We start from the raw sequence: 24,087 nt of genomic DNA on the forward strand, positions 1-24,087 counted from the left end.
AGGTTGAAGGTGCCATATTCCGGCGTGCCCGTCAATCACACGATGATGTGAGGTGGTTGTTGGTTGCTGATTGATAGGTAGTAGTTGTCAGTGACTTCCAGGAATAACATGTAGCAACTGACAATCAACGACTAACAATCACCAATCACCTACGTCAGGCCCTGACGAAGGGCTTTACTGACGGCCTCGGTCATGGAGCGCACGTGCAGCTTCTCATAGATTTTCTTGATGTGCGAGCGGACCGTATCAATGCTGATGCCCCGGTCGGCGGCTATCATTTTGTAGCTGTAGCCTTCTACCAGCAGGCCCAGAATTTCCTGCTCCCGGGCGCTCAGGTTGGCCGGCGACTCGTCGGCGGTGGGGCGGCGCGGCGCTTTCGGAAACAGCCGCAGCACCTGGCGGGCAATGGCGGGCGTCATGGGAGCTCCGCCGGCACGTACTTCCCCAATGGCATCTATCAGCCGGGCTGGGGGCGTTTTCTTGAGCAGGTAGCCGTCAGCACCAGCGCAGATGGCATCGAATACCCGGTCGTTTTCTTCAAACACAGTCAGCATTACCACGTTCACGCCGGGCGCCACGGCCTTGATGCGACGCAGACCTTCAATGCCGGTACAGCCGGGCATGTCAATATCCATCAGCACGACATCAGGGCGCAGGCGCTCCATATCGGCCTCAGCCTGGGTGCAGTTGCTGAGCGCCCCGGCCAGCTCCAGCCCCGGCGCCCCGGAAAGCAGCTGGCTCAGGCTGGCCCGCAGGTCAGCATTGTCTTCATAAATCAGGACGCGGGTGAAAGTTTCCATCACAAAAGGCAGGTAAGCCGGGAATAGAGCTAAGGTACGCGCTTCAGCGGCACCATCCGATTACATAATAATGTGAGCAACAGCCCGTAAAAAGTCGTTGACTGTACCGCCTACGCACGGCCACGACCCGCTTTTAGTCGCTGAGCGGCACGCGCAGATGTAGGGTGGTACCCTGGCCGGGGGCGGTTTCGATGGTGAGGTGACCGGCCATTGCGGCCGCCCGGCTGCGCATATTGGTGAGGCCATTGCCGCTGCCCTGGGCCGGCTGCGTAGGGTCGAACCCGACGCCGTCGTCCTGCACGGTAAGGTGAAGCAGGCCCTGCTCATAGGCCAGCTGAATGCGGGCATGCTGGCAGCGGGCGTATTTGGCGAGGTTGTTTATGGCTTCCTTGAACAGCAGAAAAAACTCCCGCCGGGCCCGCATGTCCAGCTTCAGGCCCTGCACGGAAGGCGCGGCCTGAAACACAAACTCAATACCGCGGGCTTCCAGCACCTCCGAAGCAAAGCTGCGCATGCGGGCCGTTACGTCCTCCAGCGAATCGTGCGCGGGATTGATGGCCCACACAATGTCGTCCATGGCATCCAGCATGCGGCGCGACGACTCCCCGATTTGCTCCAGCAGCGCGGCGGCCTGCTCGGGACGGTGCTGATGCTGGTGGTTGCGGGCAATCTGGCTCAGGATGGAAATGCTGCTGAGCGTGGAGCCCATATCATCGTGCAGGTCGCGGGCAATGCCGTGGCGCACCCGCTCCAGCGCCAGCAGTTGGCGCACCCGCATCCGGTAGGCCATAAACAGCAACCCGAATATCACCCAGCTTAGGCCCACCCGAAACCACCAGGTGCGGTACCAGGGCGGCGTCACGATGATGCGTAGCGCCGCACCCTGCGGACTCCAGACGCCGTCGTTGTTGGTGGCCCGCACTCTGAAGGTATAGACATCGGGGTCGAGGTTGGTGTAGGTAGCTTCGCGGCGGGCCCCGGCATCAATCCAGTCCTTATCAAAGCCCTCCAGCATATAGGCGTAGCGGTTTTTGTCGGGCTGGCGGAAGTTCAGGGCCGCAAATTCGAGCGAAAAAAAGTAGTCCTGGGGGCCGAGGCGCAGCACGCGCCGCTCCGTAATGGCCGTGTCTGGCAGTTCCACAGGCCGGTTGAAACGGCGGAACCCGGTCAGCACCACCACCGGCGGCGTAGAGTTAGTTTGCACCGCCGCCGGCAGAAAGCCAACCAGGCCATTCACCCCACCAAAGTATAGCTGGCCAGTGGCGGCCCGGTGGCTGGCGCCGGCATTGAACTCATCCTGCAGCAGGCCATCCCGCTCATCAAACGTATGAAACTGGCCGGTGCGGGGCGTGAAACGGGCCAGGCCCTTGTTGGTGGAAAGCCAGAGGTAGCCCTGCCGATCTTCCTGCATGCCGTACACCACGTCGTTGGGCAGGCCCTGGGCCTCGCGGAAGGTGGTGAAGCGGCCCTTTGCCGCATCGTCGAGCCGGCAGAAGCCGCCGCCTTCGGTGCCCACCCACAAGGTGCCGCGCTGGTCCTGGAGCAGGCAGCGCACAAAGTTGCTGCTCAGGCTGCGGGGAGTGCGGCCATCCGCCCGAAACGTAGTAAACTGGCCGGAAGCCGGACTGTAGCAGCTCAAGCCGCCCCCCCCGGTGCCAATCCAGAGCCGGCCCTGGCGGTCCTGCAGCGTTACGCGCACAAAGTTGTTGGAGAGGCTGTTGGCGTTGCCGGGCTTGTTGCGAAACGCGGTAAACCGTTGTTTGTCGGCATCGTAGCGGTTCAACCCTCCTTCGGTACCGACCCAGAGCCGGCCGGCCCGGTCTTCGTAGAGGGAGCGGATAAAGTCGTCGGACAGGCTACCGGCCACGGTGGCGCTGTGGCGGTAGTGCATAAACTCACTGGCCCCGGGCAGCAGGCAGTCGAGGCCCTGGCTTTGCGTGCCCACCCACAGGCGGCCATCTTTTCCGAAGCACAGAGCCCTTATGAAATCCTGCGCCAGACTGCCGGGCTGCGCCGGATTATGGCGAAACACGCGTCGCCGCCCCGTCGCCGGCTCATAGCATATCAGCCCCTGGTCTTCGGTGCCTACCCAGATGCAACCGGCACCATCTGACGTCACGGCCCATACCGGGGCCGGGGCCGGCATAACCGGAATACTGTTGAAGGGCCGCGGGCGTAGGTCGGTATGCGTCAGGCCGGCCTCAGTGCCTATCCACAGCAGGCCGGACGCATCCTGAAACAACGCCTGCACGGTGTTCTCGGGGAGACTGGCGGGCTGCTGTGGGTGATGCACAAGGTGGCTGAATGTACCGCTGGCAGACTCGTAGCGAAAAATCCCTTCGTTGGTGCCGACCCAGATAGTGCCCTGCTGGTCTTCCAGCAGGCTTCGCACCCCGCCCGGCAGCAGTTGCCCGGGAGCATAGCCCGGCACGAATACCCGCGTGGCCCCGTTGGCGGGCGGCAGATACCGAAGCAGACCTGTTTCGGTGCCCACCCATAACCCACCTTTGCGGTCGGGGCAGAGCGTGGTGATGGCACCGGCGTAGGTCAGGCGTGGGTCGGGCACAAGCAGGCGGCGCACCGTATCGAGGCGGCTGACGGCTCCTTCGCCGGTGCCGACCCAGAGGGTACCAGCCTGGTCCTGCGCCAAGGCCCGGATGGAATTCTGGCGCACGCTGCTTGCCACTCTTGCATCGTGCCGGAAGAGCACAAAGCGCCGGGCGGCAGGGTTTATTTCGTGCAACCCGTCTTCTGATCCGGCCCATATCCGGCCCTGCCGGTCGCAGTACACCACCCGGATAAAGTTGTTGGCCAGGCCGCTGGAGTCGCCGGGCTCGGCACGGTAGGTCCGGAACAGGCCGGTACGGGGGTTGTAGCGCGAAAGGCCACCCGCCGTGCCGGCCCACAGCTGCCCGGTTTGGTCGTGGCACAACGACAGCACAAAGTTGCTGGCCAGGCTGGCCGGCTGCTGGGCGTCAGTGCGGAAGGTGCGAAAGCCGGCACCGTCGTAGCGGCTCAGGCCATCCTGCGTCCCAACCCACAGGAAACCCTTGGTATCCTGCGCAATGCTGTAAACGCTGTTCTCCGCCAGCCCATCAGCCGTGGAAAGGGTCCGGAAACGCAATGCTATGGCGGATTGCGCCAGGCTGCTCTGGCTCAGAAGCCACAGCAGAACAGCCAGCAGAAACCGTACAGCAGCAGGTTGTTTCATCATCGGCACAGACCGTGTGGGCTGAATGTACCGAATTACATTAAAACAACTCTATACTTTGGGCGCCTGGCTATCAGAATCCGTAAAAACGGGGGCATCGGCCTCGCCTGTCGTGGGTCAGATACCTGCCTGCTTCGGTGCGCGGCCGGCAGCGTTAGCGGCGCTACCCTGCATTGGCGGCGCGCATTTCCTTTCGGTACAGCCAGTACGAGTAGCTATACACTACCACCACCGTTGCCAGCAAGCCTGCCAGCAGCACGGTGGTAGCGGCCTCCACCGGCGAGAGTATGCCCAGCAGTGCACTCAGCAACCCCGTAGCAAAAAACATCCGCCCGCCCACACGGTGCACCTGCGCCCAGATGCGCGGAAACTCCAGGGCCCACGGCGTTTTGAACCCGACGAAGTAGTTGGGCTGCACAGTGGTGAGGTAGTTGCCGAGGAAGGCAAAAAACAGCCCTACCAAGACTGCAATGCCCTGCCCCGGCTTCTCCTGCGCATGCACTGCCACATACAGGCTGTGGATGCTCAGCCCGCTCATCAGGGCCACAAAAGCCAGGGTTAGTTTCTGGTAATTGAGGTTGCTGGCACTCAGCCGCCGCTTGGGGTCGAAGCGGGGCAGGAAGATCAGGAGCAGGTAGGTGCCTACCGGCAGGCCCAGGCACGTCAGCCAGATGTTTGCTTTGTCGGTATAGCCGTTGGCGTTGCCGCCGATATCAAAGTGAGTCGGAATCCGGGCAGGCAGCGCAGGCCAGGTATAAGCCAGATAAAGGGCGGGCAATACCAGCGCCAGCAGCGTTAGCAGGTGCCAGAGAGAGAAGTGGGCTTTCATAACAGTCAGGAATAGAACTAGGATTTGAATTGCAGCAGCCAGCCGAGTAGTTCGTCCATCACCGTCATATTGAGCGTGTAGGTCACGAATTGGCCCTGTTTGTCGCTGCTCACGAGGTCTGCTTGGCGGAGCAGGTCGAGGTGGTGGCTGATGGTAGGCTTCGAGAACTGGAAATGCTCGGCTATTTCCCCGGCCGTGCGTGGTTGCTCGCGCAGCAATTCCAGAATGGAGCGGCGGGTAGGATCGTTAAGAGCTTTGAAGAGGCTGTTCAATTTCGGTTAGTCATTTAGACAAATATCTAAATACCCTTGAAATGCGCAAGCATTTGGCAAATATATTTTTGTTTCTTTTTTGGTTATTGCATCCTCTGAATTGCGAACCGGTATGGCTACTGATGGTGTCAAAATTATAGATGGCGACTATGCTCATGATCTGTATAACCAGTTTATGGATTTGTACGATGCTGGCGCTTCGCTTGCAGAAATAGAAACGCAGTGTGGTAGTCAGCGCAACGATGCAGATCCTTTCGAGGAAGAAATTTTCGTTACCACATATGCACTCGCACTTTGGCAGATAGGAGAGCTTCCTGCTGATCTATTGGAGGAAACCCGGCGCATAGTTTCTAGAGAAGCAGGGGTAAGCGTCTTTACAGAGGAAGCTGGGCCTGCAGAAGGAAGAAAAAGAAAACGGGAACTAGAAAAACTGCTGAAGAGAATCAGTCAGCCGAATTTAAAGCCCAGGAAACGCAGAGTCTATACGGACACTTCTGAGGTCATCTTTTCAGCGGGCGAGATTCTGATTTTCCAGCTTCCCTGTGCGCAATATTGTGCCACCATTTTGCTTAGTGTGCAGCAATACCGGGGGCGTTGCAACTACCAGTTCATGATAAGCACTTTCAAATCTGCACAGAAGCCCACTCTGGAGGACATCATTCATTCCCGCGTTGTAGGTAGACGTATCTGGTCGGGCGCAACGAACTCAGGGCATTTTATCACGGTGCCGGACATAATCAAAACAACCTCTAAATCGTTGCGTGCTTATGCCGATAGATTCGAATCCCTCGATACAGTTACCATCCGGGACGACGCAAAGCTGGTGGGCAGTTGTATCTCTGCCTCGGACTTTTCGGATTTTATCGACTCATGGGTAAATCCAGAACAACCGGTCAAATCATTTTTCCTGAGCGAGCTTCTCTAAACAAAAACGGCGCCTGATGATTCAGGCGCCGTTTTTGTTTAGAGAAGCAACAGGTCTATTTCCCTACCACGGCCGTAGCAATGCTCAGTTCCTTGAGCTGCGCGCCCGAAATCTGTGAGGGCGAGTCAATCATGACGTCGCGGCCGGAGTTGTTTTTGGGGAAGGCAATGAAGTCGCGGATGGAATCGGCACCGCCGAAGAGGCTGCAGAGGCGGTCGAAGCCGAAGGCAATGCCGCCGTGCGGAGGCGCGCCGTACTCGAAAGCGTCGAGCAGGAAGCCGAATTGCGCTTTGGCTTCTTCATCCGAGAAACCGAGCAACGAGAACATGCGGGCCTGCACCGCCCGGTCGTGGATGCGGATGGAGCCGCCGCCCACTTCCACGCCGTTGATGACCATATCGTAGGCGTTGGCGCGCACTTCGCCGATGGTGTCGGGCGAGTCGAGCAGGGCCACGTCCTCGGGCTTGGGCGAGGTGAACGGGTGGTGCATGGCGAAGTAGCGGCCTTCTTCCTCGATGTACTCGAGCAGCGGGAAATCCACCACCCACAGCGCCGAGAAGGTGTCCTTATCGCGCAAACCGAGGCGCTGGCCCATTTCCAGACGCAGCTCCGAGAGAGCCTTGCGGGTTTTGTTCGGCTCGCCGGCCAGAATGAGCAGCAGGTCACCGGGCTGGGCGTTGAAAGCGGCTTTCCACTGCTGGAGTTGCTCCTGGCCGTAGAACTTATCCACCGACGATTTTACGGAGCCATCGGCTTCCACGCGGGCATAGATCAGGCCAGTGGCGCCAATCTGGGGGCGTTTCACGTACTCGGTCAGCTCGTCGAGCTGCTTGCGGGTGTAGCTGGCCGCGCCGGTGGCACAGACGCCTACCACCAAGCCGGCGGCTTCAAACACCGGGAAGTTGTGGCCTTTGGCCACGTCGTTCAGCTCCACAAAACGCATATCGAAGCGCGTGTCGGGCTTATCGTTGCCGTAGAAGCGCATGGCATCGGCGTAGGTTATACGCGGCAGCTGCCCGATTTCCAGGTTCTTCACCTCGCGGAACAGGTACTGCACCAGACCCTCGAAGGTATTCAGGATGTCTTCCTGCTCCACAAACGACATTTCGCAGTCAATCTGCGTGAATTCGGGCTGGCGGTCAGCGCGCAGATCCTCGTCGCGGAAGCACTTCACAATCTGGAAATACCTATCGAAGCCCGACACCATGAGCAGCTGCTTAAACGTCTGGGGCGACTGGGGCAGGGCGTAGAACTCGCCGGGGTTCATGCGGGAAGGCACCACGAAGTCGCGGGCGCCTTCGGGCGTGCTTTTGATGAGTACCGGCGTTTCCACTTCGATGAACTCCTGGCCATCCAAATAGCGGCGGGTAGCCTGGGCCACGCGGTGGCGCAGCATCAGGTTCTGGCGCACGGGGGCGCGGCGCAAATCGAGGTAGCGGTACTTCATCCGCAGGTCGTCGCCGCCGTCGGTGTCGTCCTCAATCAGGAAGGGCGGCAGCTTGGCCGGATTGAGCACATCAATCTTTTCCACCCGGATTTCAATGCCGCCGGTGGGCATTTTGTCGTTTTTGGAGTGGCGCTCGGCTACTTTGCCCGTCACCGAAAGCACAAACTCGCGGCCCAGCTGTCGGGCCTGCTCGCGCACTTCGGCAGTTTCCACGCCTTCTTCCAGGGCCAGCTGCGTGAGGCCGTACCGGTCGCGCAGATCCACCCACAGAATGCCGCCTTTGTCGCGGGTGCGCTGCACCCAGCCGCAGAGCGTGACGGTTTGGCCAATGTGTTCGGGGCGTAAGTCGCCGCAGGTATGAGTCCGGAGCATTTCAGTAGAGCTGAGTGGTGAGACCTTAGAGGTGAGAATGGTGAGGAAGCCCAGGCAGCCAGGTTTTCTCTCGTCTGATTTCTTCGTTCTGAGGTCTATACTAATAGCGAAGGTAGGCAGGAAAAATCAGTCAGGGAGGGAAAAAACGTGGCTGGCAGGCTGATACTGCGGATGTAGCGTGGCGGAATACTTCACGATTTAAGCGGCGCATCAGGGTTTTGCGTAAGCTTGCGAAAAATTGGTACGGAGTATGCAAAAGGCATTTCCCGAACCAACTCCCCTCCGACCACAACCTCTTTTTTGCCTTCCTATGAAACGCCCCGTTCTGCTTGCTCTGGCTGCTACCCTCCTTTCCTTCTCAGCCGCTCAGGCCCAGACCAAGATCAAAACCAAAGCCAAAACGGCAAATGGCACCGAGGTTAAAACCAAGTCCGAAGCGGAGGCCGTGACTCTCAGCGGCCCCATCAAGCGGGTGGAAACTCTGTCGGGCATCGACGTGTTTCCGGCCTCCAACGGCCAGACCATCATGCTCAGCTTTACCCAGCAGTTTACCAAGCCCGGCACGCTGGTGATGACCAACTATAAAAAGCAGCCGGTGTATACCACAGAACTCGACCCGGCCAACAACACCGGCGAACCGGTAGACTTGGGCCGCATTCCGGCCGGCACCTACCTCATTGAGGCCAAAACCGGCAACTACGTTTACTGGAAGAGCGTCAAGATTAAATATCCGGCGGCTCCGATGGCCAAGAAGCGCCGCTAACGGCCTTTTAAGCAGCCCATTTGCAAGCTCCGGAGTCGTTGCGGCTTCGGAGCTTTGTGTTTGCGGCACTACCAGGCGGCCTAGTAGTCGTTTGGGACCTGGCAGGGCTCCTTTCCGGGCCTGACGCCTCATCCTCGTACCTTTGCCTGCGTCTATGAAAACTACTTCCTCTTTTTTCCGCCTTGCGCCGCTGCTGTTTTTGCTGCTGGGTCTGGTGGCCTTCGCGGCTCCCAAGCTCAAAAAAACAGCTATCAACAAAAGCATCAGCGTGGGCGTGCCCGACGGCTTTCAGGCGCTGCCCGATGATGGTATTGCCGTGAAATACCCGTCGCCGCGCAAGCCGCTGGCAGTGTTCAGCAACCCCAGTGGCCGCGTCGACTTCAGCGTGGCCCAGAAGCCCAGCACCTTCAGCAACCGCGACTACGCCCTGCTGCTGAAGATTTACAAGGCCAGTATCCAGAACATGTACTCCAAGGTCGATTTTCTGGCCGAGGACATCCGCACCATCAACAAGCGTGATTTTGTGGTGCTGGAGTTCGTCTCGACAGTGGCCGACAACCGCCGCACCAGCAACCTGGCCCCCATTCGACGCTACCAGATGGTGCAGTACACCATCACCGGCGACCAGCTCACGGTGTTCACCTTCGTGGCTCCCGCCGATGAGCAGGCCCAGTGGCAGCCCACCGCGCAGGCCGTGATGCAGAGCATTGTGATGAAGTAGTTTGATGGGGTGATAGATGATTGTTAGTTGTTAGTGGCTGATTATTGATTGCTGACAGGCTGGCTTCTTTTGCTATAAACAATTAACAATCACCATCTAACACCCAGCAATCAGCCATTTGCAAGCAACAACATGTCCGACGAGCAGTACATGCGCGAGGCGCTGAAGCAGGCGCGGTATGCTTTTGCGGAAGAGGAAATTCCGATTGGGGCCGTGGTGGTGCTGGACCGGCAGATTATTGCGCGGGCCTACAACCAGACTGAAAAGCTGCGCGACGTGACGGCCCACGCCGAAATGCTGGCCCTGACGGCCGCCGCCAACCACGTCGGCAACAAGTACCTCTCCGACTGCACGCTCTACGTGACGGTGGAGCCCTGCGTGATGTGCGCCGGCGCCACAGCCTGGGCCCAGTTGCGGCGCGTGGTATATGGCGCCGATGAGCCTAAATTCGGGTACCGGCGCCACGGCAACCTACTGCATCCGAAAGCGGAAGTGGTGACGGGCGTGCTGGGCACGGAGTGCGGCGAGATAATGCGGGAGTTTTTCGCGCGGAAGCGGAAATAGGCTACTTTTGGCCGGCTCCGCAACCCTGACCGGGGTGCGGCGGTTATACTCTGACGCGGGGCTGGCCCCGCATCCGGTTTTTCTCTCCCATCACCTCAAAACCCAACTACTATGGCTTTCGAACTGCCCAAACTGCCCTACGCCTACGACGCTCTGGAGCCGCACATCGATGCGCAGACGATGGAAATTCACCATACCAAGCACCACCAGGCCTACGTCACGAACCTCAACAACGCCATTGCCGGCACCGAGCTGGAAGGCAAGAGCCTCGAAGACCTGATGCAAAATATTGCTTCGGCTCCGGCTGCGGTGCGCAACAACGGCGGTGGCCACTGGAACCATTCCCTGTTCTGGACCATTCTGGGCCCGAACGGCGGCGGTGAGCCCACAGGTGCAGTAGGCGATGCCATCACGAAGGCATTCGGCAGCTACGAGAAATTCAAGGAAGAATTCACGAAAGCCGCTACCACGCGCTTCGGTTCCGGCTGGGCCTGGCTGTGCAAGCAGACCGACGGCTCGGTGAAGATCTGCTCGACGCCTAACCAAGACAACCCGCTGATGCCGGACTCCGGCTGCCAGGGCACGCCCGTACTGGGCCTCGATGTATGGGAGCATGCCTACTACCTCAAGTACCAGAACCGCCGCCCCGACTACATTGCCGCGTTCTACAACGCCATCAACTGGGACGAAGTGAACCGCCGTTTCGCCGAAGCTGCTTAACGCTTTCGGGCATTAACAAAAAAGGGCCTTCTGCATGCATGAGGCCCTTTTTTATTCGCATTGGTACTCAGGCTGAGTCGGTGCCGGGTGAGAGGTAGCGCTGCAACGACTGCACGTAGGTTTCGAAGGCCGTGACGCCCTGCTGCGTGATGGCACAGCGCGTGAGCGGATAGCTGCCGTTGAACTCCTTGGTGAGCGTGAGGTAGCCGGCGTCGCGGAGCTTGCCAAGCTGCACGCTGAGGTTGCCGGCCGTGGCCCCGGTTTTCTCCTTCAGGAAAGTGAATTCCGCTTCTCGCACGCTCAGCAGCAACGACATAACGGCCAGCCGCAGCTGCGAGTGCAGCAGCGGGTCGAGGTCCTCAAACGGCGCGGCCACGGCGGTATTGGCTTTTGAGCAAATGCCCTGGCACAATGTAGGCGACCAGCACGGCCGCCGCAACCAGCAGCAATTGCGCATCAAATGATACGCGGAAGGCTACCGTGGCCAAAATCCAGCAGGCAGCCCCGCCCCAGATGAGCGGCCGGAAACGTAGCGCCCCACCCGTAGCGAAGGTTCCCAGCCCGTAGAGCGCAATAATGAGCGGATAGGCCTTGCCCCAGCCATATGCGGCGCCAACCCCAATCAGCATCACCATCAGCACGCCAAAGCCGCCCCACAGGTACACCATGAAATCGGCCTGGGCGGTGCGCACCCGCTCCCGCCTGACACGCCGGGCGCCGTTTACGAATGCCGCCACTGAGCCCAGGCCCATCAGCACGGGCCAGGCCAGCCAGGGTTTATCGTAGCCGGAGTGCAGCAGGCCATAGTGCCCCAACGCCGCTATCAGGACCAGCCAGCCCCAGAGCAGCAAGTCGAAGGAATGGTCGCTCAGGTCCTGCTTGGCGGCCTGAATCATCTCCTGAATCAGGCGCAGGCTTTCGGGTGCCGACAAGGGTTTTTCGGAAGTTTCCATGAGTGGAAGCGGTTAGAAAAGCTGAAAAAACGGATTGAAGCCGGCTGGCCGGGCCGGGGCTTTTAGCGGCTGCGCCGGCCGGAGTGCTGCCGCCGGCGGTGGCCCGGTGGCCCGGCCGCTCTGCGGGAGCCAGCCCGGCAGCGCCGCCCCGAGCAGCACCAGGCCCAGCAGTACGCCGGCAGCCAGCCAGGCTTCCAGCACCCCCGCTCCATAGCTCAGCAGCACCACGCTGGCCAGCGCAAGCGCCCGGCCCGATGCGGCGGCAAACCGGTGCAGGGCGCCGGCAGTGCCAGACGGCAGAAATGTGACAGTAGACCGGGCTTCCATAGCAGTAGTTGAAGAAGAGGAATAACTGATTCAACGTTACAAATATAAACCAGTTTATATTATAAACAACATTACAACACAAACTTTTTATTCTGTACCTACCTCCGTCGGCCCTTCGGGCATTTTCGCCTTTCTGATTTTACCTATCTTTGAAGGCTTGGCTGCGCCTGTGGCCGGGCTGTTCTTTCCTCCACTCTTCCCACTTTCTTTTCGGGCAGATTGACCAGACTGGCCAGCAGCGCACTTATTCCGGGGTGCTGCAGCCCTGTACCAGAAAGCCGTTGGTACAGCTGCATCAATTTTCCCGCAAAGGCCTCCCACCTTCAACCCAAACCGGCATGAGTACCAAGCTGCGTCTCACTATTCTGAGCTTTCTACAGTTTTTTATCTGGGGCTCGTGGCTGATAACCATTGGGGCATACTGGTTTCAGACCAAGCAGTGGTCGGGCGCGCAGTTCGGGGCCATCTTCTCCACCATGGGCATTGCCTCCATCTTTATGCCCTCGCTCATGGGCATCGTGGCCGATAAGTGGGTGAATGCCGAGAAGCTTTACGGTGTGCTGCACATCCTGGGCGGCGTGGTGCTTTGCACCATTCCCATGGTTACGGACCCCGGCATGTTCTTCTGGGTGATTCTGCTGAACATGATTTTCTACATGCCCACGCTGGCGCTTTCCATTGCCGTATCGTACTCGGTGCTCAAGCGTGAGGGGCTGGATGTGGTGAAAGACTATCCGCCCATCCGGGTGTGGGGCACCATTGGCTTTATCGTGGCCATGTGGACGGTGAGCTTGCTGGGCTTTGAGAAGTCGGCCAGCCAGTTCTACGTGGCGGCCGGCGCGGCTATTCTGCTGGGCTTCTACTCGTTTACGCTGCCTAAGTGCCCGCCGCCCTCCAAAGACACGCCCAGCCGCTCCCTGGTAGATGCGCTGGGCCTGAAGTCGTTTGCGTTGCTGCGCGACACCAAGATGCTCACCTTCTTCCTGTTCGCGCTGCTACTGGGTGCGGCCCTGCAACTCACGAATGCCTACGGCGACACCTTCCTGCACGATTTCGACAAGGTACCGGCCTACCAGGATACGCTGGCCGTGAAGTATCCGGCCATCATCATGTCCATCTCGCAGATTTCTGAGACGCTGTTTATCCTGGCCATCCCGTTCTTCCTGCGTCGTTTTGGCATCAAACAGGTTATGTTTTTCAGCATGATAGCCTGGGTATTGCGCTTTGGGCTGCTGGCGTACGGCAACCCCGGCCCGGGCCTCTGGATGGTTATTCTCTCGTGCATTGTGTATGGCATGGCCTTCGACTTCTTCAATATTTCGGGCTCGCTGTTCGTCGAAACCCAGACCACGTCTTCCATTCGGGCCAGTGCGCAGGGCCTGTTCATGATGATGACCAATGGCTTTGGCGCGGTGCTGGGCAGCTCGGTCAGCGGCGTTGTTATCGAGAAGTATTTCACCGCTGCTGATGGTGTTACCAAGGACTGGCAGGGCATCTGGCTGTCTTTCGCCGGCTACGCGCTGGTTATTGCGGTGCTGTTCATCATCCTGTTCAAGCACAAGCATACTGCTCAGGAAGTACCCGAAACCGCCGAAGAGCCTCTTCTGACCGTCGAACAGGCGTAGGCCTGCCGTCGCCTACGCAACGCCCTTTCCTGCGCCGCTCGCACCACCATTTAGGCGGAACGGGCGGCGCAGTTCTTTTTCTTCTTTGTCGTTACCCGTCCATGCCTTCCGAAGTACCCGCTGCCCCGGCCCCCAGCCATGCCGCCGTATTTGATAACGATAACTATTTTTTGCCCTTGGCCTGGTTTCATCAGGCTTTCGGGGTGTTGCCGCGCAAGCTCATCTTCCAGCTCGCCAGCGCCGATACCCGCGCCGCAGCACTGCAGGACCTGGCCGCTCGCTATGATCTGGAGCAGGCTACGGTCGCCCACTCCGTATACATCGAGAAAACGGGGCAGGAACCCGAGCTAAACGTGTGGGCGCTGCTGGCCCCGCACCTGCTCCTATTGGTCGGCGACCGGGGAACTTACAGCGAGCGGGGCGTTCAGGTATTCTACTCCCCCGCTACTGACGCCACTGAGCTGGCAGACCTGCGTGAGCTGCTAATGGCCTACGTGGAAACCGGGCAGCAAGAGCGGCAGCGGATTCATGCCTTGCGACTGGCCTACAACGACCTGGAGTTTACCCCGCTCGACATAAAAATTCCGGTGCTGGACCTAAGCACTCATTACAACGACGACTTACTACCTGCTCACAACACCATTGTACGGCGCCTGCAGCAGCCCCAGGACAAAGGCATCGTTATTCTGCACGGGCCACCCGGTACCGGCAAAACCAGCTACATCCGTCACCTCTGCGGCCTCACCGATAAGCCCAAGCTGTTCATATCGCCCAATCTGGCGGCCCGCATTGCCGACCCGGAATTTATCAATCTGCTTCACGACAACACCAACTCCATTCTCATCATCGAAGACGCGGAGGCGCTGCTCATCAAGCGCGACGCCGCCGGTGGTGGCCCCAGTGCCGTCAGCAACCTGCTCAACCTCTCCGACGGGCTGCTAGCCGACTGTTTTCATATTCAGATTGTGTGTACTTTCAACACCGACCTTTCCCGGATTGATAGCGCGCTGCTGCGTAAGGGCCGGCTGATTGCCGCCTACCACTTTCAACCGCTGAACGAAGCGAAGTCTGAAGCGTTGGCCAGCAGCCTGGGGCACTCTACGCCATTAGGCGCCCCTACTGCCCTGGCTGATATCTATAACCGTGAGGAACCGGAATTTGAGGTAGGCAAAATGGCCAAACCCATCGGCTTTGGCAGTCGGCAATAAAGAGCTAAGCATAAAAAAGGCACAAATCAAGCACAAAAACAGTATAAGCAAAAAGCCGCCCTGCAGCAAGCAGAGCGGCTTTTTGTGCAATAAAGGCAGCTGTTACGACTAGAACTGCTCGTCGGCGCCGAAGAAGAAGTTTCCTTCGATCTGGGCGTTTTCGTCGGAGTCGGAGCCATGCACAGCGTTGGCTTCGATGCTCTTGGCGTACTTTTTCCGGATGGTGCCCTCAGCGGCCTGGACCGGGTTGGTAGCGCCAATCAGGGTGCGGAAATCAGCCACTGCGTTGTCCTTCTCCAGGATAGCCGCCACGATGGGACCCGAAGACATGTACTTCACCAGGTCGCCGTAGAACGGACGCTCGGCGTGTACTTCGTAGAATTTGCCGGCGCGCTCAGCCGTCAGGAGCACTTTTTTCAGCGAAACGATGCGGAAGCCACCTTCCTCAATCATGCTCAGGATACCACCGATGTGGTTTTCCTGGGTGGCGTCGGGCTTAATCATGGTAAACGTGCGGTTCGTAGCCATTGTACTTATGGTTAGGGGTTGAAATAAACGGTTGGTGCAAAGCCGGAAGTTTGCGGGCGCAAAAGTAGCCGTATTATTTGGGGTCCGCACAAAAGGCTTGGCGGAAACGCTGACAAACTGCTGCCCGCCGCTACTCCTCGCCACCTCATTTCTGACATTCCAGCCAATCTCCGCACTAAAGCGAAACCCGTTTTGTTGGAACCCAGAATATTTACGACTTTTGCCGCCTTTGTACGCGGCCTAAACCACCGAAATTCAGTCACCTACCCCGTAGGAAATGTCCACAATATCTGAGTTGCAGGAGTTGCTGTCGCAGCCCCGGCAGGTTTTCATCACTACCCACCACAAACCCGACGCCGATGCCCTGGGCTCGTCGCTGGGCCTGGCGGGCTACCTTCGCAAGAAGGGACATTCCGTGACGGTTGTTACGCCTTCCGACTACCCCGATTTCCTGGCCTGGATGCCCGGCAACGAGGAAGTGGTGGTGTATGAGCGACGCGAGAACGATGCCCAGGTGCGCGATATTATTAATTCGGCCGAGGTGCTGTTCTGTCTGGATTTTTCCTGCCTGAACCGCATCAACGAAATGGGCGAGTACATCCGGCAGGCGCCCGGCACCAAGGTCCTCATCGACCACCACCAGGAGCCGGAAGCCTTTGCCGACCTCGACTATTCCAACTCCAAGGCGGCCGCTACGGCCGAGTTGGTGTTTGAGGTCATCCGGGACCTGGGCGACCAGGAGCTGATTGACCGCGGCATCGGGGAGTGTCTGTATGCCGGCATCATGACCGATACGGGCTCGTTCCGGCACCCCAGCACCTCGCGCAACGTGCACCTCATCATTGCGGAGCTGCTCAATGCCGGCATCAACCTGAGCGACGTGCACCGCCGCATCTACGACTCGCACTCTGAAATGCGCCTGCGCTTTCTGGGCTTTGTGCTAAAGGACAAGCTGACGGTGCTGCGCGAATACAACACGGCCTACATTGCCATTACACAGGACGAGTTGCGCCAATACGACTCTAAAACAGGTGATACTGAAGGACTTGTAAACTTTGCGCTCAGCATCGAGGGCATCGTTTTTGCCGCCGTGCTCATCGACCGGGGCCAGGCCATCAAGATTTCCTTCCGCTCCGTCGGCGACTTCTCGGTGAGCAGCTTCTCGCGCGACCATTTCCAGGGCGGCGGCCACCACAACGCGGCCGGCGGCATCAGCTACGACAAGCTGGAGCCTACCGTGCAACGTTTTCTGAGTTTGCTGCCTCAATACCAGAGCCAACTGGTGACGGCCCCGCTGGCAGTTGCGCCGCCTTCGGCGTAACTTGCCCGAAATTTCCTTTTTTCACCCCTTCTCTGCTTCATGCATTTGCATCGCAACATTCTGAGCCTGGCCCTGGCGGCCGGCGTACTGGGCCTGGCCTCCTGCAACAAGGGCGGCGACTTCGCGAAGACGAAAACCGGCATCGAATACAAAATCTACAAGAACGACGGCGGCACCAAATACTCGCCGCGCGAAGTAAGCGCCGACGGCGACGCGACCTACAAAGACCGTCTGGGCAAAATCATGGCCCTGGACGTGGAGTACCGCACGGCCAAAGACTCGGTGCTGTTCAACTCGCGCAAGCAGCAGGGCATTCCGATGCGCATTGAGTTGCAGGAACTGAAAGTTAAAGGCGGCCTGGAAGAAGCCCTGTCGCTGCTGCAGCCCGGCGACTCCGGCGTGTTCCGCTTCAACGTGGATACCATCTTCGCCAAGTCGTTTAAGCAGCCCGTGCCGCCGTTCATGAAGAAAGCCGGCAACACCATGACCATGTTCGTGAAGGCGCAGAAGCTGCAGACCCGCGACGAGGCCATGGCCGACCAGCAGAAAATGATGATGGAGCAGCAGCAGAAGATGGCCGCTCATGCCGAAGATCAGCTGAAGAAGGACGATGTGATTCTGCAGGAGTACGTGAAGAAAAACAACCTCACCATGCAGAAAGACGCTTCCGGCGTGTACTACATGGTGACCAAGCCCGGCACCGGCCCCAAACCGAAAGCCGGCCAGACGGTTTCAGTACTTTACAAAGGCTCACTGCTGGATGGCAAAGTGTTCGACTCGTCGGAGAAAATGGGCAACAAGCCGATTGACTTCCCGATTGGCGTAGGCCAGGTGATTCCGGGCTGGGACAAAGCTATTCCGCTGCTGGCCAAAGGCAGCAAGGCTACGCTGCTGATTCCGTCGTCGCTGGCCTATGGGCAGCGTGGCGCTGGTGCCGACATTCCTGCCGACGCGCCCCTGCGCTTCGACGTGGAGCTGGTGGACGTGAAGTAGAAACAATAGCCGCGGCCGGTTCGGCCGCGGTTTTTTACCCTTTTAGTTGCTTACGCTTATGAAAACCGGATTCAAACGCTCGGTATTGGTGCGGGTGGCGGTGGCTCTGCTGGCCGTAGCAGCCCCAGCCCTCTCAGGTTGCGGCAAAACCGATTACGCCAAGCAGCAGGAACAGCATCAGAATGAATACAAAGTCATTGACGATGGCCTGATCCAAGCGTATCTGACGCGCCACAACATCACGGCGTCGGGGTACACGCGCACTGAGTCGGGGCTGTATCTGGTGAAAATCAGCGACGGACCGGCTACTGGAGAGAATATCAAAGGCGGGCAGCAGGCCGACGTGAAGTACGTGGGCCGCTATCTGCGTGACCCCGCGACCAGCAACAACTACAACGAGAACATCATTTTTGATAACTCGACCGACCGGCGCGTGCCCTGCGCTTGTCTGAGCGTAACTGTAGGTGCCAGCCAGGTTATCAGGGGCTGGGACGAAGCATTGCTGCTCATGAAGAAGGGGGACCGGAAACTGCTACTGATTCCGTCGTATCTGGCGTATGGCCCAACGGGCAGCGGCACGATTCCACCCGATGAGCCGCTGGCCTTCGATATGGAAGTGCTGGACGTACGGTAAACTAATCGACACACTATGCAGACAATTCGGTGCGTACTGCTGCTGAGTTGCTGGCTGCTTTCGGCGGTAGCGTGGGCCCAGACGGTCCCGGCTACCGCCGATTCGCTTTCCAGCCCTCCGGCCGGCAGCCTTTCTACTCCCAGCGGTATACGCTACGTGGTGCTGCGGCCCGGCACCGGCCCGCAAGCCGTGGCGGGCGGCCGGGCCGCGGTGTACTACCGCGGCTTCCTACCCAACGGTAAGCTCTTCGACCAGACCCTGTTCCCGAGCAAGCCGCTACGCGTGCGCGCCGGGCGTGGCGACGTTATCAAGGGCTGGGACGAGCTACTGCTGCTGCTGCCCGTAGGGAGCCGCGTACAGGCCTGGATTCCGGCCCGGCTGGCGTATGGCGCCAAGGGCGTCCGTAGCCCGGCCGACGAGGACCGCTACCTGATTCCGCCGGACACCGACCTGCGCTTTGAGATGGAAATCATGCCGCTAAAATAGCTGGCTGCCTCACCGGCTGCCCCCTCCTACCTTCGTTCTTTATCGTTTGCTATGCGCCGCCTGTTGCTTCCTTTGCCTCTGTTGTTTTTCGGGTTCCTGGGCTCCGGTTTTCAACCCTTTCAGGTTGAGCCAAAGCCGTTTGGCAAGACGCCTTCCGGTATCGAATACCGTATCTACCGGAAGGTGAACGGGCGCTACACGCTCCGTACTGATGTGCAACCAGCCGGTGATGCAACGTATGCCAGCCGGGTTGGCAAGGTTCTGTCGGCCCATCTGCAATACCGCACCGGCAAGGATTCGACCGTATTTAACTCGCGGCGCCAGCTTCGGGTGCCCGTGCAGATACCGTTGGCAGAGTTGAAGGTGAAGGGAGGTGTGGAGGAGGCTATGGCGCTGCTGCAAGCCGGCGACTCGGCTATTTTCCGGTTTCAGGCCGACTCCGTTTTCGCGAAGTCGTTTCGGCAGCCGGTGCCGCCGCCCGTGCGGCAGGGTGGCAACGTGCTGCAGCTACTGGTGAAGGCCAACCAGGTGATGACACCCGACGAAGCCCGCACCGAGCAGCAGCGCATGGTGGAGCTGGCCCAGCAGAAAGAAGCCGCCGAAGCCGCCCAGCGCCTGCCCAAGGACATTGCCGCCATTCAGGCCTATGCCACCCGCAACAAACTGCCGGCCCTGCAGAAAGCGCCCGGTGGCACTTACTACATCATCACGAAGCGTGGTACCGGGCCGTTGCCGGCCCCCGGCCAGACGGTTTCGGTGCTCTACAAAGGGGCTTTGCTGAACGGCAAGGTATTCGACTCGTCGGAGAAATCCGGCGGCCGGCCGATTGACGTGCCCATTGGCCGGGGCATGGTGATTCAGGGTTGGGACCAGGCTATTCCGCTTCTACCCAAAGGCAGCACTGCCATCCTGCTCATTCCTTCCGGGCAGGCCTATGGCACCCGCGGCGCCGGCCCCGACATCCCGGCCAACTCCATTCTTCGCTTCGACGTGGAGCTAGTGGACGTGAAGTAGCCGAAGGAGCCAGCAGCTTATTCCGCCAGCACTTCCGACAGAATAGACAGGGAGCGGACTTCGCCCAGCCGTTCCACGTGCAGCTGGTAGTAGCGGATAAGCACCGCCAGCAGCTCGCGGCGTATGCGGCCATTGGGCACGGTGGCGTGCGCCGGGTTGCGGAGCAGCTCGTCAAAACACTGCTCAAACTCCTGCAGGCGCAGCACCGCCGGGCCACTGCCCTGCGCGGTAGGCACGGTAGCGGCAAAAGCCACCTGCGTTGTAATTTCCTCGCCGCTTTCCACGCCGAAACCCAGGTAGTGAGCCAGACCCAGCAAAAAGGTCAGCGCGAAGTTTTCGTGGCCGCTGGTCTGCTGGTCGAAGGTCAGCAGGCTGTCATGCAGAAACCGGAACAGCGGCTCGTTTTCCTCTTCTTCCAGCAGCGCGTGGCCCAGAATTTCGGATAGCACCAGCGCCACGCTGCTTTTCTGCACATCGTACGGCAGGCTGCTGTACGGCTCGGCGCAGCGAAACTCCGAAAGACGGGTGAGGCCGCCGGTGCGGGACGTATAAGCCACCAGCTCCAGCAGCGTGAGCGGCTGAAACAGGGCAATTCGGCCCGGGGGCTTGGCTTTGCGCACGCCATTCACTACGTAGCTCTGCACACCCAGCCGCTCGGTGTATACCCGCGCAATGATGCTGGTTTCCCGGTATCGGATATAGCTTAGAACAATACCTCGGGTTTTGATTAGCATGGCGTAACTAGTTAAGACTTACTTGTTGAATGGCTGAGTGCTGAACGACCAACCAGTTAACAATTCAGCCACTCCGTTTTCGAGCTCCTACTGCTCTACTACGGCAATCTTGCTGATGCAGCCGTTCTTGCCTTCCGCATCCGACGAAAGCACCAGATACACTCCCGACCGTACTTTGCGGCCGTTGTAGTCGGCCAGGTTCCAGATGACGGTGCCGCCGGTGGCAGTGGTCTGGAACACCAACTTGCCGGTGACATCCGTGATTTTGACGATGCCGTTGTTGGACAGCCCCGACACGCCCACCTGCCCCGTGAAATTGGTGCGCACCGGATTAGGAGTCACTTTCGCGCATTGCGGGGTGCCTTCCGTAACCGTAGCCGAGCCTTTGTATGATACGACGCCGGCCACCGTAGCGGCAAATACTTCCCCGGTTTTGTCGTTCACGGCCACATCCACAATCTGGTTGCTGGGCAGCGGGCTGTTGGCGGTGGTGAAATGGTGCACCACGGCGGTGCCGTCTTCGCTGAGCAGCCACAGGCCCCGGTCGGTGCCGAACCACTTGCGGTTGGCCCCATCTACTGCCACGGCGCGCACCACTTCTTCGTTCAGGGCCGGAAACCGGTCGAGGATGGGGGTAGTGAAAGCAGGGCGGGCGTCCGTGAAGGCCGAGCTTGGGTCGTCGAATACGGCAATGCCTTTGTCCGTAGCAACCCAGATAGCGCCTTTCCGGTCCTTGGCCAGCGCGTAAATCGTGTTCGAAGGCAGGCCATTGGCTTGCGAGAAATAGACCGGCGGCGTTTTGTTCACATCATCGTAGGCCATCAGGCCAGCACCCAGCTTACGCGCCTGCGACACCCACACTGCCCCAAAATCGTCGAGCACCAGCCGGTCCAGGTTATCGAAGCCGGGATAGAACGGAATGGTGCGCCACGTTTCCGTGCTGGGAGTCAGCACGTGCAGGCCGGAGCGGCTGGGCTGCTCCGGATGGCGTGTGGCCACCCATACGTCGCCGTTGGGCGCCGCAGCCACGTCCGTCACGCGGGTGTAGGGCTGCCCCGGAATAGCACTTATGAGCGGGCTGTTGGCGGGCGTGTAGAGCGTGAAATCCCCGGGAGCTTTCCAGCGGAGCAGTCCGTCGCCGTAGCTGCCCACGTACAGCGTGCCATCCGGCGTGCGGGCGCCCCGGGTAATGTCCTTGACGTTGGGATACTGCGTTGCCGAAGGGTAGGTTTCGCTGGTGTAGTTAGTCCAGCGCCCATCCGTGTACTCATAAAAGCCCGAGCGGCGCTCCTGCTGGGTATAGGCCAGGTCGAAGCCCCCCGTAAACACGTCCACCGTATTGCTGCGGGCATCGACCAGCAACCCGAACGCCTGCTGCGTCTGGGGCGCATTGGCCATAAACGATTCGTACGTGTTCCGGTCGGTGGTTCGGAGCAGGCCGCGCTGCAGATCGGCTATGTAAATGGCGCCATTCCTGGCCCGCAGGCTGTACCTTGGAGCCGGGAAAGCAGCGTTGCTGAGCACCGTTACGGCGTTGCTGGTAGTGTTTAGTAAGGAAATCTTCGTGTTGTCGGTGCAGAGCAGCCCGGCCGCGGAAGAAGTGAGGCTATTGTAGGCATCGGCGTACACCTCATAAATCGGCTCCCAGACAGAGCCGGAGCGGTACCGCAGAATATTGCCGAAAGTACGGCCAGCGTATACCTGCCCTCGGTGCGTGACCAGGGTTTTGAACGTCCCGTCATTGGCCGGTATGTCCAGTGTCCAGGCCCGATAGTCGGCCAGATTGGCGGTGAGGCTGGCGTGGTGCAGGCCCTTGTCGGTAGCGGCAAAGATAACTCCGCCCGAAACGGTGGTAGCGTACACTTTCACCCCTGCTCCCAGCGGCCCGATATTGGAATACGTGTCGCGCACTTCCAGCTTGCCCAGGTCCACCACTACAATACCGAAGTCGCAGGCCAGGTAGGCCCGCGGCCCGCTGAAGCTGATGGAATTAATGGCTTTGCTGCCCGAAAGCTGCTTGCGCTGAATGTCGCTGATGTTGCGGATGCGGCTGGCATCGGCGCTGATCAGGTCCAGATTGGCATCCTGATAGGCTACCAGCAGCTGCTGGCTCACCGAGTCGTAGGCAATGGTTTTTGCCCCGACGCTATTCAGGCCGTCGCGGCTGGAGAGCATCGTGGTGGTGGTGGTCTGCTTGTCGAAATAGTAGAAGGAATTGTCGGCGACTACGTAGATGCGGCTACCGGCATCGGCCAGCACGCGGGCTCCGCTGGTGGGCAGGTGCAGCTGCCAGTCGCCAAAGCCTACGCTCTGCGCCTGTAGCACAGCCGGCGCGGCCAGCAGAGAAGTCACCAATAAAACGACACGGAATTGGAGCGCGCGTAGCAGACGAATCATGGGCAAAAAATGGCAGTATGGCAGTAATGAACTATAACCGGCTGCATAACGCCCGGCGCCGGGAATTAGTGCTTGTGAGACGCCGCCGTTTCCAGCGTCGATTTTTCCTGCATGCCTTCCAGAAAACAGGGCCGGCAGCGGGCCTCGTACACATCCGTTTCGCCCAGCAGAATCTTGTCTTCGGAAGCGGCCATGCGAAAGGAATACGAGGCAATTTCGCCGCAGCAGACGCATACCGCGTGCACTTTGGTCACGTACTCAGCCACGGCCATCAGAGCCGGCATGGGGCCGAAAGGCTTGCCCAGAAAGTCCATGTCGAGGCCGGCCACGATAACGCGGGAGCCGTGGTTGGCCAGCTGCACGCACACGTCCACGAGGCTCTCATCGAAGAATTGGGCCTCATCGATGCCGACCACGTCGCAGCCGCCGGCCAGTAGCAGGATTTCCTGCGCCAGCGGCACCGGCGTAGAGCGGATGCTGGTGGCATTGTGCGACACCACATCCTCAACGTGGTAGCGCGTATCCAGCGCGGGCTTGAAGATTTCGACCCGCTGCCGGGCTATTTTGGCGCGGTTGAGGCGGCGGATCAGCTCCTCGGTCTTACCCGAAAACATGGAGCCGCATACCACTTCAATCCAGCCCCGGCGGGGTACATCACGGCCATTGCCGACACGGGGTTCAATAAACACAGACTTGTCAGTTGCAGGTTGCCAATTGCCCGGGAGCAGACACCCACCGGAACATCTAAAGTACGGCTTTCGACGGGTTAGCTCCAACCCTCTGCTGCCGGGTTTGTCCCGAAGCACACAGCCTCAGGAGGTTGCCACCAACACAAGCGCATGCCCCGAATATTCAGCCGGCCGCATAGCGCCCCTCCTGCCGGACTGCTACAGAATAAAAGCGCTTCTAAAGCGTATACTGCATGTGCGGCAGCATTGTAGCGGTGGGCACGCTTCCTGTCACGTGGCCTTCAGCCAGCCGGGCTTGGCACGTTAGCCGTTCTAGGGGCAGCAAACGGCCGGCGTCGAGGTAACGCAACTCCGGGCCGGTGGGCGGCGTTAGGCCCTCGGCACCGCTCGTAACAATGAGGCGGCAGGTGGTGCAACGACCTTTCGCGCCGCATGCGTGCATCCAGTCGTGGCCAGCGGCTTGCAGGGCGGCCAGCAGGGTGGCGCCGGCCGGCACAGGCACGGCCGCAGCAGCAGGCAGGTTTTGCACGGTGAGCGTAGGCATTTTCCTTAAC

The 24,087-nt window shown here is 59.5% G+C and carries 25 protein-coding genes; 12 read left to right on the forward strand and 13 right to left on the reverse strand.

Annotated elements, in window-relative coordinates:
- Positions 1-149: 149 nt before the first annotated feature.
- The 4 genes from IC231_RS13225 to IC231_RS13240 form a co-directional block, all read right to left on the reverse strand.
- On the reverse strand, positions 150-800 hold the full coding sequence (locus IC231_RS13225; RefSeq protein ID WP_190784941.1) for a response regulator: 651 nt from the start codon (positions 798-800) through the stop codon (positions 150-152).
- Between the two features lie 133 nt (positions 801-933).
- Complete coding sequence (locus tag IC231_RS13230; protein ID WP_190784942.1) at positions 934-4,014, reverse strand: sensor histidine kinase; 3,081 nt, start codon at positions 4,012-4,014, stop codon at positions 934-936.
- Positions 4,015-4,174: 160 nt separating this feature from the next.
- Positions 4,175-4,840 carry an SdpI family protein gene (locus IC231_RS13235; RefSeq protein ID WP_190784943.1) on the reverse strand — a complete coding sequence of 222 codons (666 nt, stop codon included), beginning with the start codon at positions 4,838-4,840 and terminating at the stop codon, positions 4,175-4,177.
- Positions 4,841-4,857: 17 nt separating this feature from the next.
- Positions 4,858-5,112, reverse strand: a complete 255-nt coding sequence (locus tag IC231_RS13240) for an autorepressor SdpR family transcription factor (RefSeq protein WP_190784944.1) — start codon at positions 5,110-5,112, stop codon at positions 4,858-4,860.
- Between the two features lie 79 nt (positions 5,113-5,191).
- Between IC231_RS13240 and IC231_RS13245 the strand changes: the two genes are divergently transcribed.
- Positions 5,192-6,037, forward strand: a complete 846-nt coding sequence (locus tag IC231_RS13245; RefSeq protein ID WP_211539046.1) for a hypothetical protein — start codon at positions 5,192-5,194, stop codon at positions 6,035-6,037.
- A 55-nt stretch (positions 6,038-6,092) separates the two neighbouring features.
- Here IC231_RS13245 and aspS read toward each other — a convergent pair whose 3' ends face one another.
- On the reverse strand, positions 6,093-7,856 hold the full coding sequence (aspS, locus tag IC231_RS13250) for an aspartate--tRNA ligase (RefSeq protein WP_190784946.1): 1,764 nt from the start codon (positions 7,854-7,856) through the stop codon (positions 6,093-6,095).
- Between the two features lie 310 nt (positions 7,857-8,166).
- On the opposite strand from aspS, the gene IC231_RS13255 reads away from it, so the two are divergent.
- The 4 genes from IC231_RS13255 (at position 8,167) to IC231_RS13270 (ending at position 10,624) form a co-directional block, all read left to right on the forward strand.
- The gene (locus IC231_RS13255) at positions 8,167-8,619 is read left to right on the forward strand and encodes a hypothetical protein (protein WP_190784947.1); all 453 of its coding nucleotides are present in this window, start codon (positions 8,167-8,169) and stop codon (positions 8,617-8,619) included.
- Between the two features lie 154 nt (positions 8,620-8,773).
- Positions 8,774-9,340: a hypothetical protein gene (locus IC231_RS13260; RefSeq protein WP_190784948.1), complete on the forward strand. Its 567-nt coding sequence runs from the start codon at positions 8,774-8,776 to the stop codon at positions 9,338-9,340.
- A 132-nt stretch (positions 9,341-9,472) separates the two neighbouring features.
- Positions 9,473-9,904: a nucleoside deaminase gene (locus IC231_RS13265; protein ID WP_211539047.1), complete on the forward strand. Its 432-nt coding sequence runs from the start codon at positions 9,473-9,475 to the stop codon at positions 9,902-9,904.
- 111 nt (positions 9,905-10,015) lie between these two features.
- Complete coding sequence (locus IC231_RS13270; RefSeq protein ID WP_190784949.1) at positions 10,016-10,624, forward strand: superoxide dismutase; 609 nt, start codon at positions 10,016-10,018, stop codon at positions 10,622-10,624.
- 67 nt (positions 10,625-10,691) lie between these two features.
- On the opposite strand, the gene IC231_RS20060 is transcribed toward IC231_RS13270, so the two are convergent.
- From IC231_RS20060 to IC231_RS13285, 3 genes are read right to left on the reverse strand one after another with little or no spacing between them, the layout of a single operon-like run.
- Positions 10,692-11,000: a winged helix-turn-helix domain-containing protein gene (locus tag IC231_RS20060; RefSeq protein ID WP_211539048.1), complete on the reverse strand. Its 309-nt coding sequence runs from the start codon at positions 10,998-11,000 to the stop codon at positions 10,692-10,694.
- Entirely contained in the window at positions 10,984-11,577 is a 594-nt protein-coding gene (locus IC231_RS13280) for a hypothetical protein (RefSeq protein ID WP_190784951.1), read from the reverse strand. Before IC231_RS13280 ends, IC231_RS20060 begins: the two co-directional genes overlap by 17 nt.
- A gap of 12 nt (positions 11,578-11,589) precedes the next feature.
- Positions 11,590-11,904, reverse strand: a complete 315-nt coding sequence (locus IC231_RS13285) for a hypothetical protein (protein WP_190784952.1) — start codon at positions 11,902-11,904, stop codon at positions 11,590-11,592.
- 338 nt (positions 11,905-12,242) lie between these two features.
- Between IC231_RS13285 and IC231_RS13290 the strand changes: the two genes are divergently transcribed.
- Positions 12,243-13,529, forward strand: a complete 1,287-nt coding sequence (locus tag IC231_RS13290) for a nucleoside permease (protein ID WP_190784953.1) — start codon at positions 12,243-12,245, stop codon at positions 13,527-13,529.
- A gap of 101 nt (positions 13,530-13,630) precedes the next feature.
- A complete protein-coding gene (locus IC231_RS13295) occupies positions 13,631-14,737 on the forward strand; it encodes an AAA family ATPase (RefSeq protein WP_190784954.1) in 1,107 nt (368 codons plus the stop codon).
- A gap of 108 nt (positions 14,738-14,845) precedes the next feature.
- Here the strand turns inward: IC231_RS13295 and IC231_RS13300 are convergent, their stop codons facing one another.
- On the reverse strand, positions 14,846-15,265 hold the full coding sequence (locus tag IC231_RS13300; protein WP_190784955.1) for a nucleoside-diphosphate kinase: 420 nt from the start codon (positions 15,263-15,265) through the stop codon (positions 14,846-14,848).
- Between the two features lie 277 nt (positions 15,266-15,542).
- On the opposite strand from IC231_RS13300, the gene IC231_RS13305 reads away from it, so the two are divergent.
- Genes IC231_RS13305 through IC231_RS13325 form a run of 5 tightly spaced genes read left to right on the forward strand, consistent with a single transcriptional unit; the run spans position 15,543 to position 19,713 of the window.
- The gene (locus tag IC231_RS13305; protein WP_190784956.1) at positions 15,543-16,586 is read left to right on the forward strand and encodes a DHH family phosphoesterase; all 1,044 of its coding nucleotides are present in this window, start codon (positions 15,543-15,545) and stop codon (positions 16,584-16,586) included.
- Between the two features lie 39 nt (positions 16,587-16,625).
- A complete protein-coding gene (locus IC231_RS13310; RefSeq protein WP_190784957.1) occupies positions 16,626-17,579 on the forward strand; it encodes an FKBP-type peptidyl-prolyl cis-trans isomerase in 954 nt (317 codons plus the stop codon).
- A 58-nt stretch (positions 17,580-17,637) separates the two neighbouring features.
- Positions 17,638-18,213 (forward strand): FKBP-type peptidyl-prolyl cis-trans isomerase, encoded by a 576-nt coding sequence (locus tag IC231_RS13315; protein ID WP_190784958.1) that lies wholly within the window; start codon positions 17,638-17,640, stop codon positions 18,211-18,213.
- A gap of 15 nt (positions 18,214-18,228) precedes the next feature.
- Complete coding sequence (locus IC231_RS13320; RefSeq protein WP_190784959.1) at positions 18,229-18,699, forward strand: FKBP-type peptidyl-prolyl cis-trans isomerase; 471 nt, start codon at positions 18,229-18,231, stop codon at positions 18,697-18,699.
- A 51-nt stretch (positions 18,700-18,750) separates the two neighbouring features.
- Complete coding sequence (locus tag IC231_RS13325) at positions 18,751-19,713, forward strand: FKBP-type peptidyl-prolyl cis-trans isomerase (RefSeq protein WP_190784960.1); 963 nt, start codon at positions 18,751-18,753, stop codon at positions 19,711-19,713.
- A 17-nt stretch (positions 19,714-19,730) separates the two neighbouring features.
- On the opposite strand, the gene recO is transcribed toward IC231_RS13325, so the two are convergent.
- The 4 genes from recO to IC231_RS13345 form a co-directional block, all read right to left on the reverse strand.
- The gene (recO, locus tag IC231_RS13330) at positions 19,731-20,447 is read right to left on the reverse strand and encodes a DNA repair protein RecO (protein WP_190784961.1); all 717 of its coding nucleotides are present in this window, start codon (positions 20,445-20,447) and stop codon (positions 19,731-19,733) included.
- An 87-nt stretch (positions 20,448-20,534) separates the two neighbouring features.
- Complete coding sequence (porZ, locus tag IC231_RS13335; protein WP_190784962.1) at positions 20,535-22,844, reverse strand: type IX secretion system anionic LPS delivery protein PorZ; 2,310 nt, start codon at positions 22,842-22,844, stop codon at positions 20,535-20,537.
- Positions 22,845-22,909: 65 nt separating this feature from the next.
- Positions 22,910-23,533, reverse strand: coding sequence for a thymidine kinase (locus IC231_RS13340; protein WP_190784963.1), 624 nt, complete (start codon positions 23,531-23,533; stop codon positions 22,910-22,912).
- A 217-nt stretch (positions 23,534-23,750) separates the two neighbouring features.
- A complete protein-coding gene (locus tag IC231_RS13345) occupies positions 23,751-24,077 on the reverse strand; it encodes a 2Fe-2S iron-sulfur cluster-binding protein (protein ID WP_190784964.1) in 327 nt (108 codons plus the stop codon).
- Positions 24,078-24,087: the final 10 nt, after the last annotated feature.

The organism is Hymenobacter duratus (assembly GCF_014698995.1).
In the GTDB taxonomy this organism is placed as follows: domain Bacteria; phylum Bacteroidota; class Bacteroidia; order Cytophagales; family Hymenobacteraceae; genus Hymenobacter; species Hymenobacter duratus.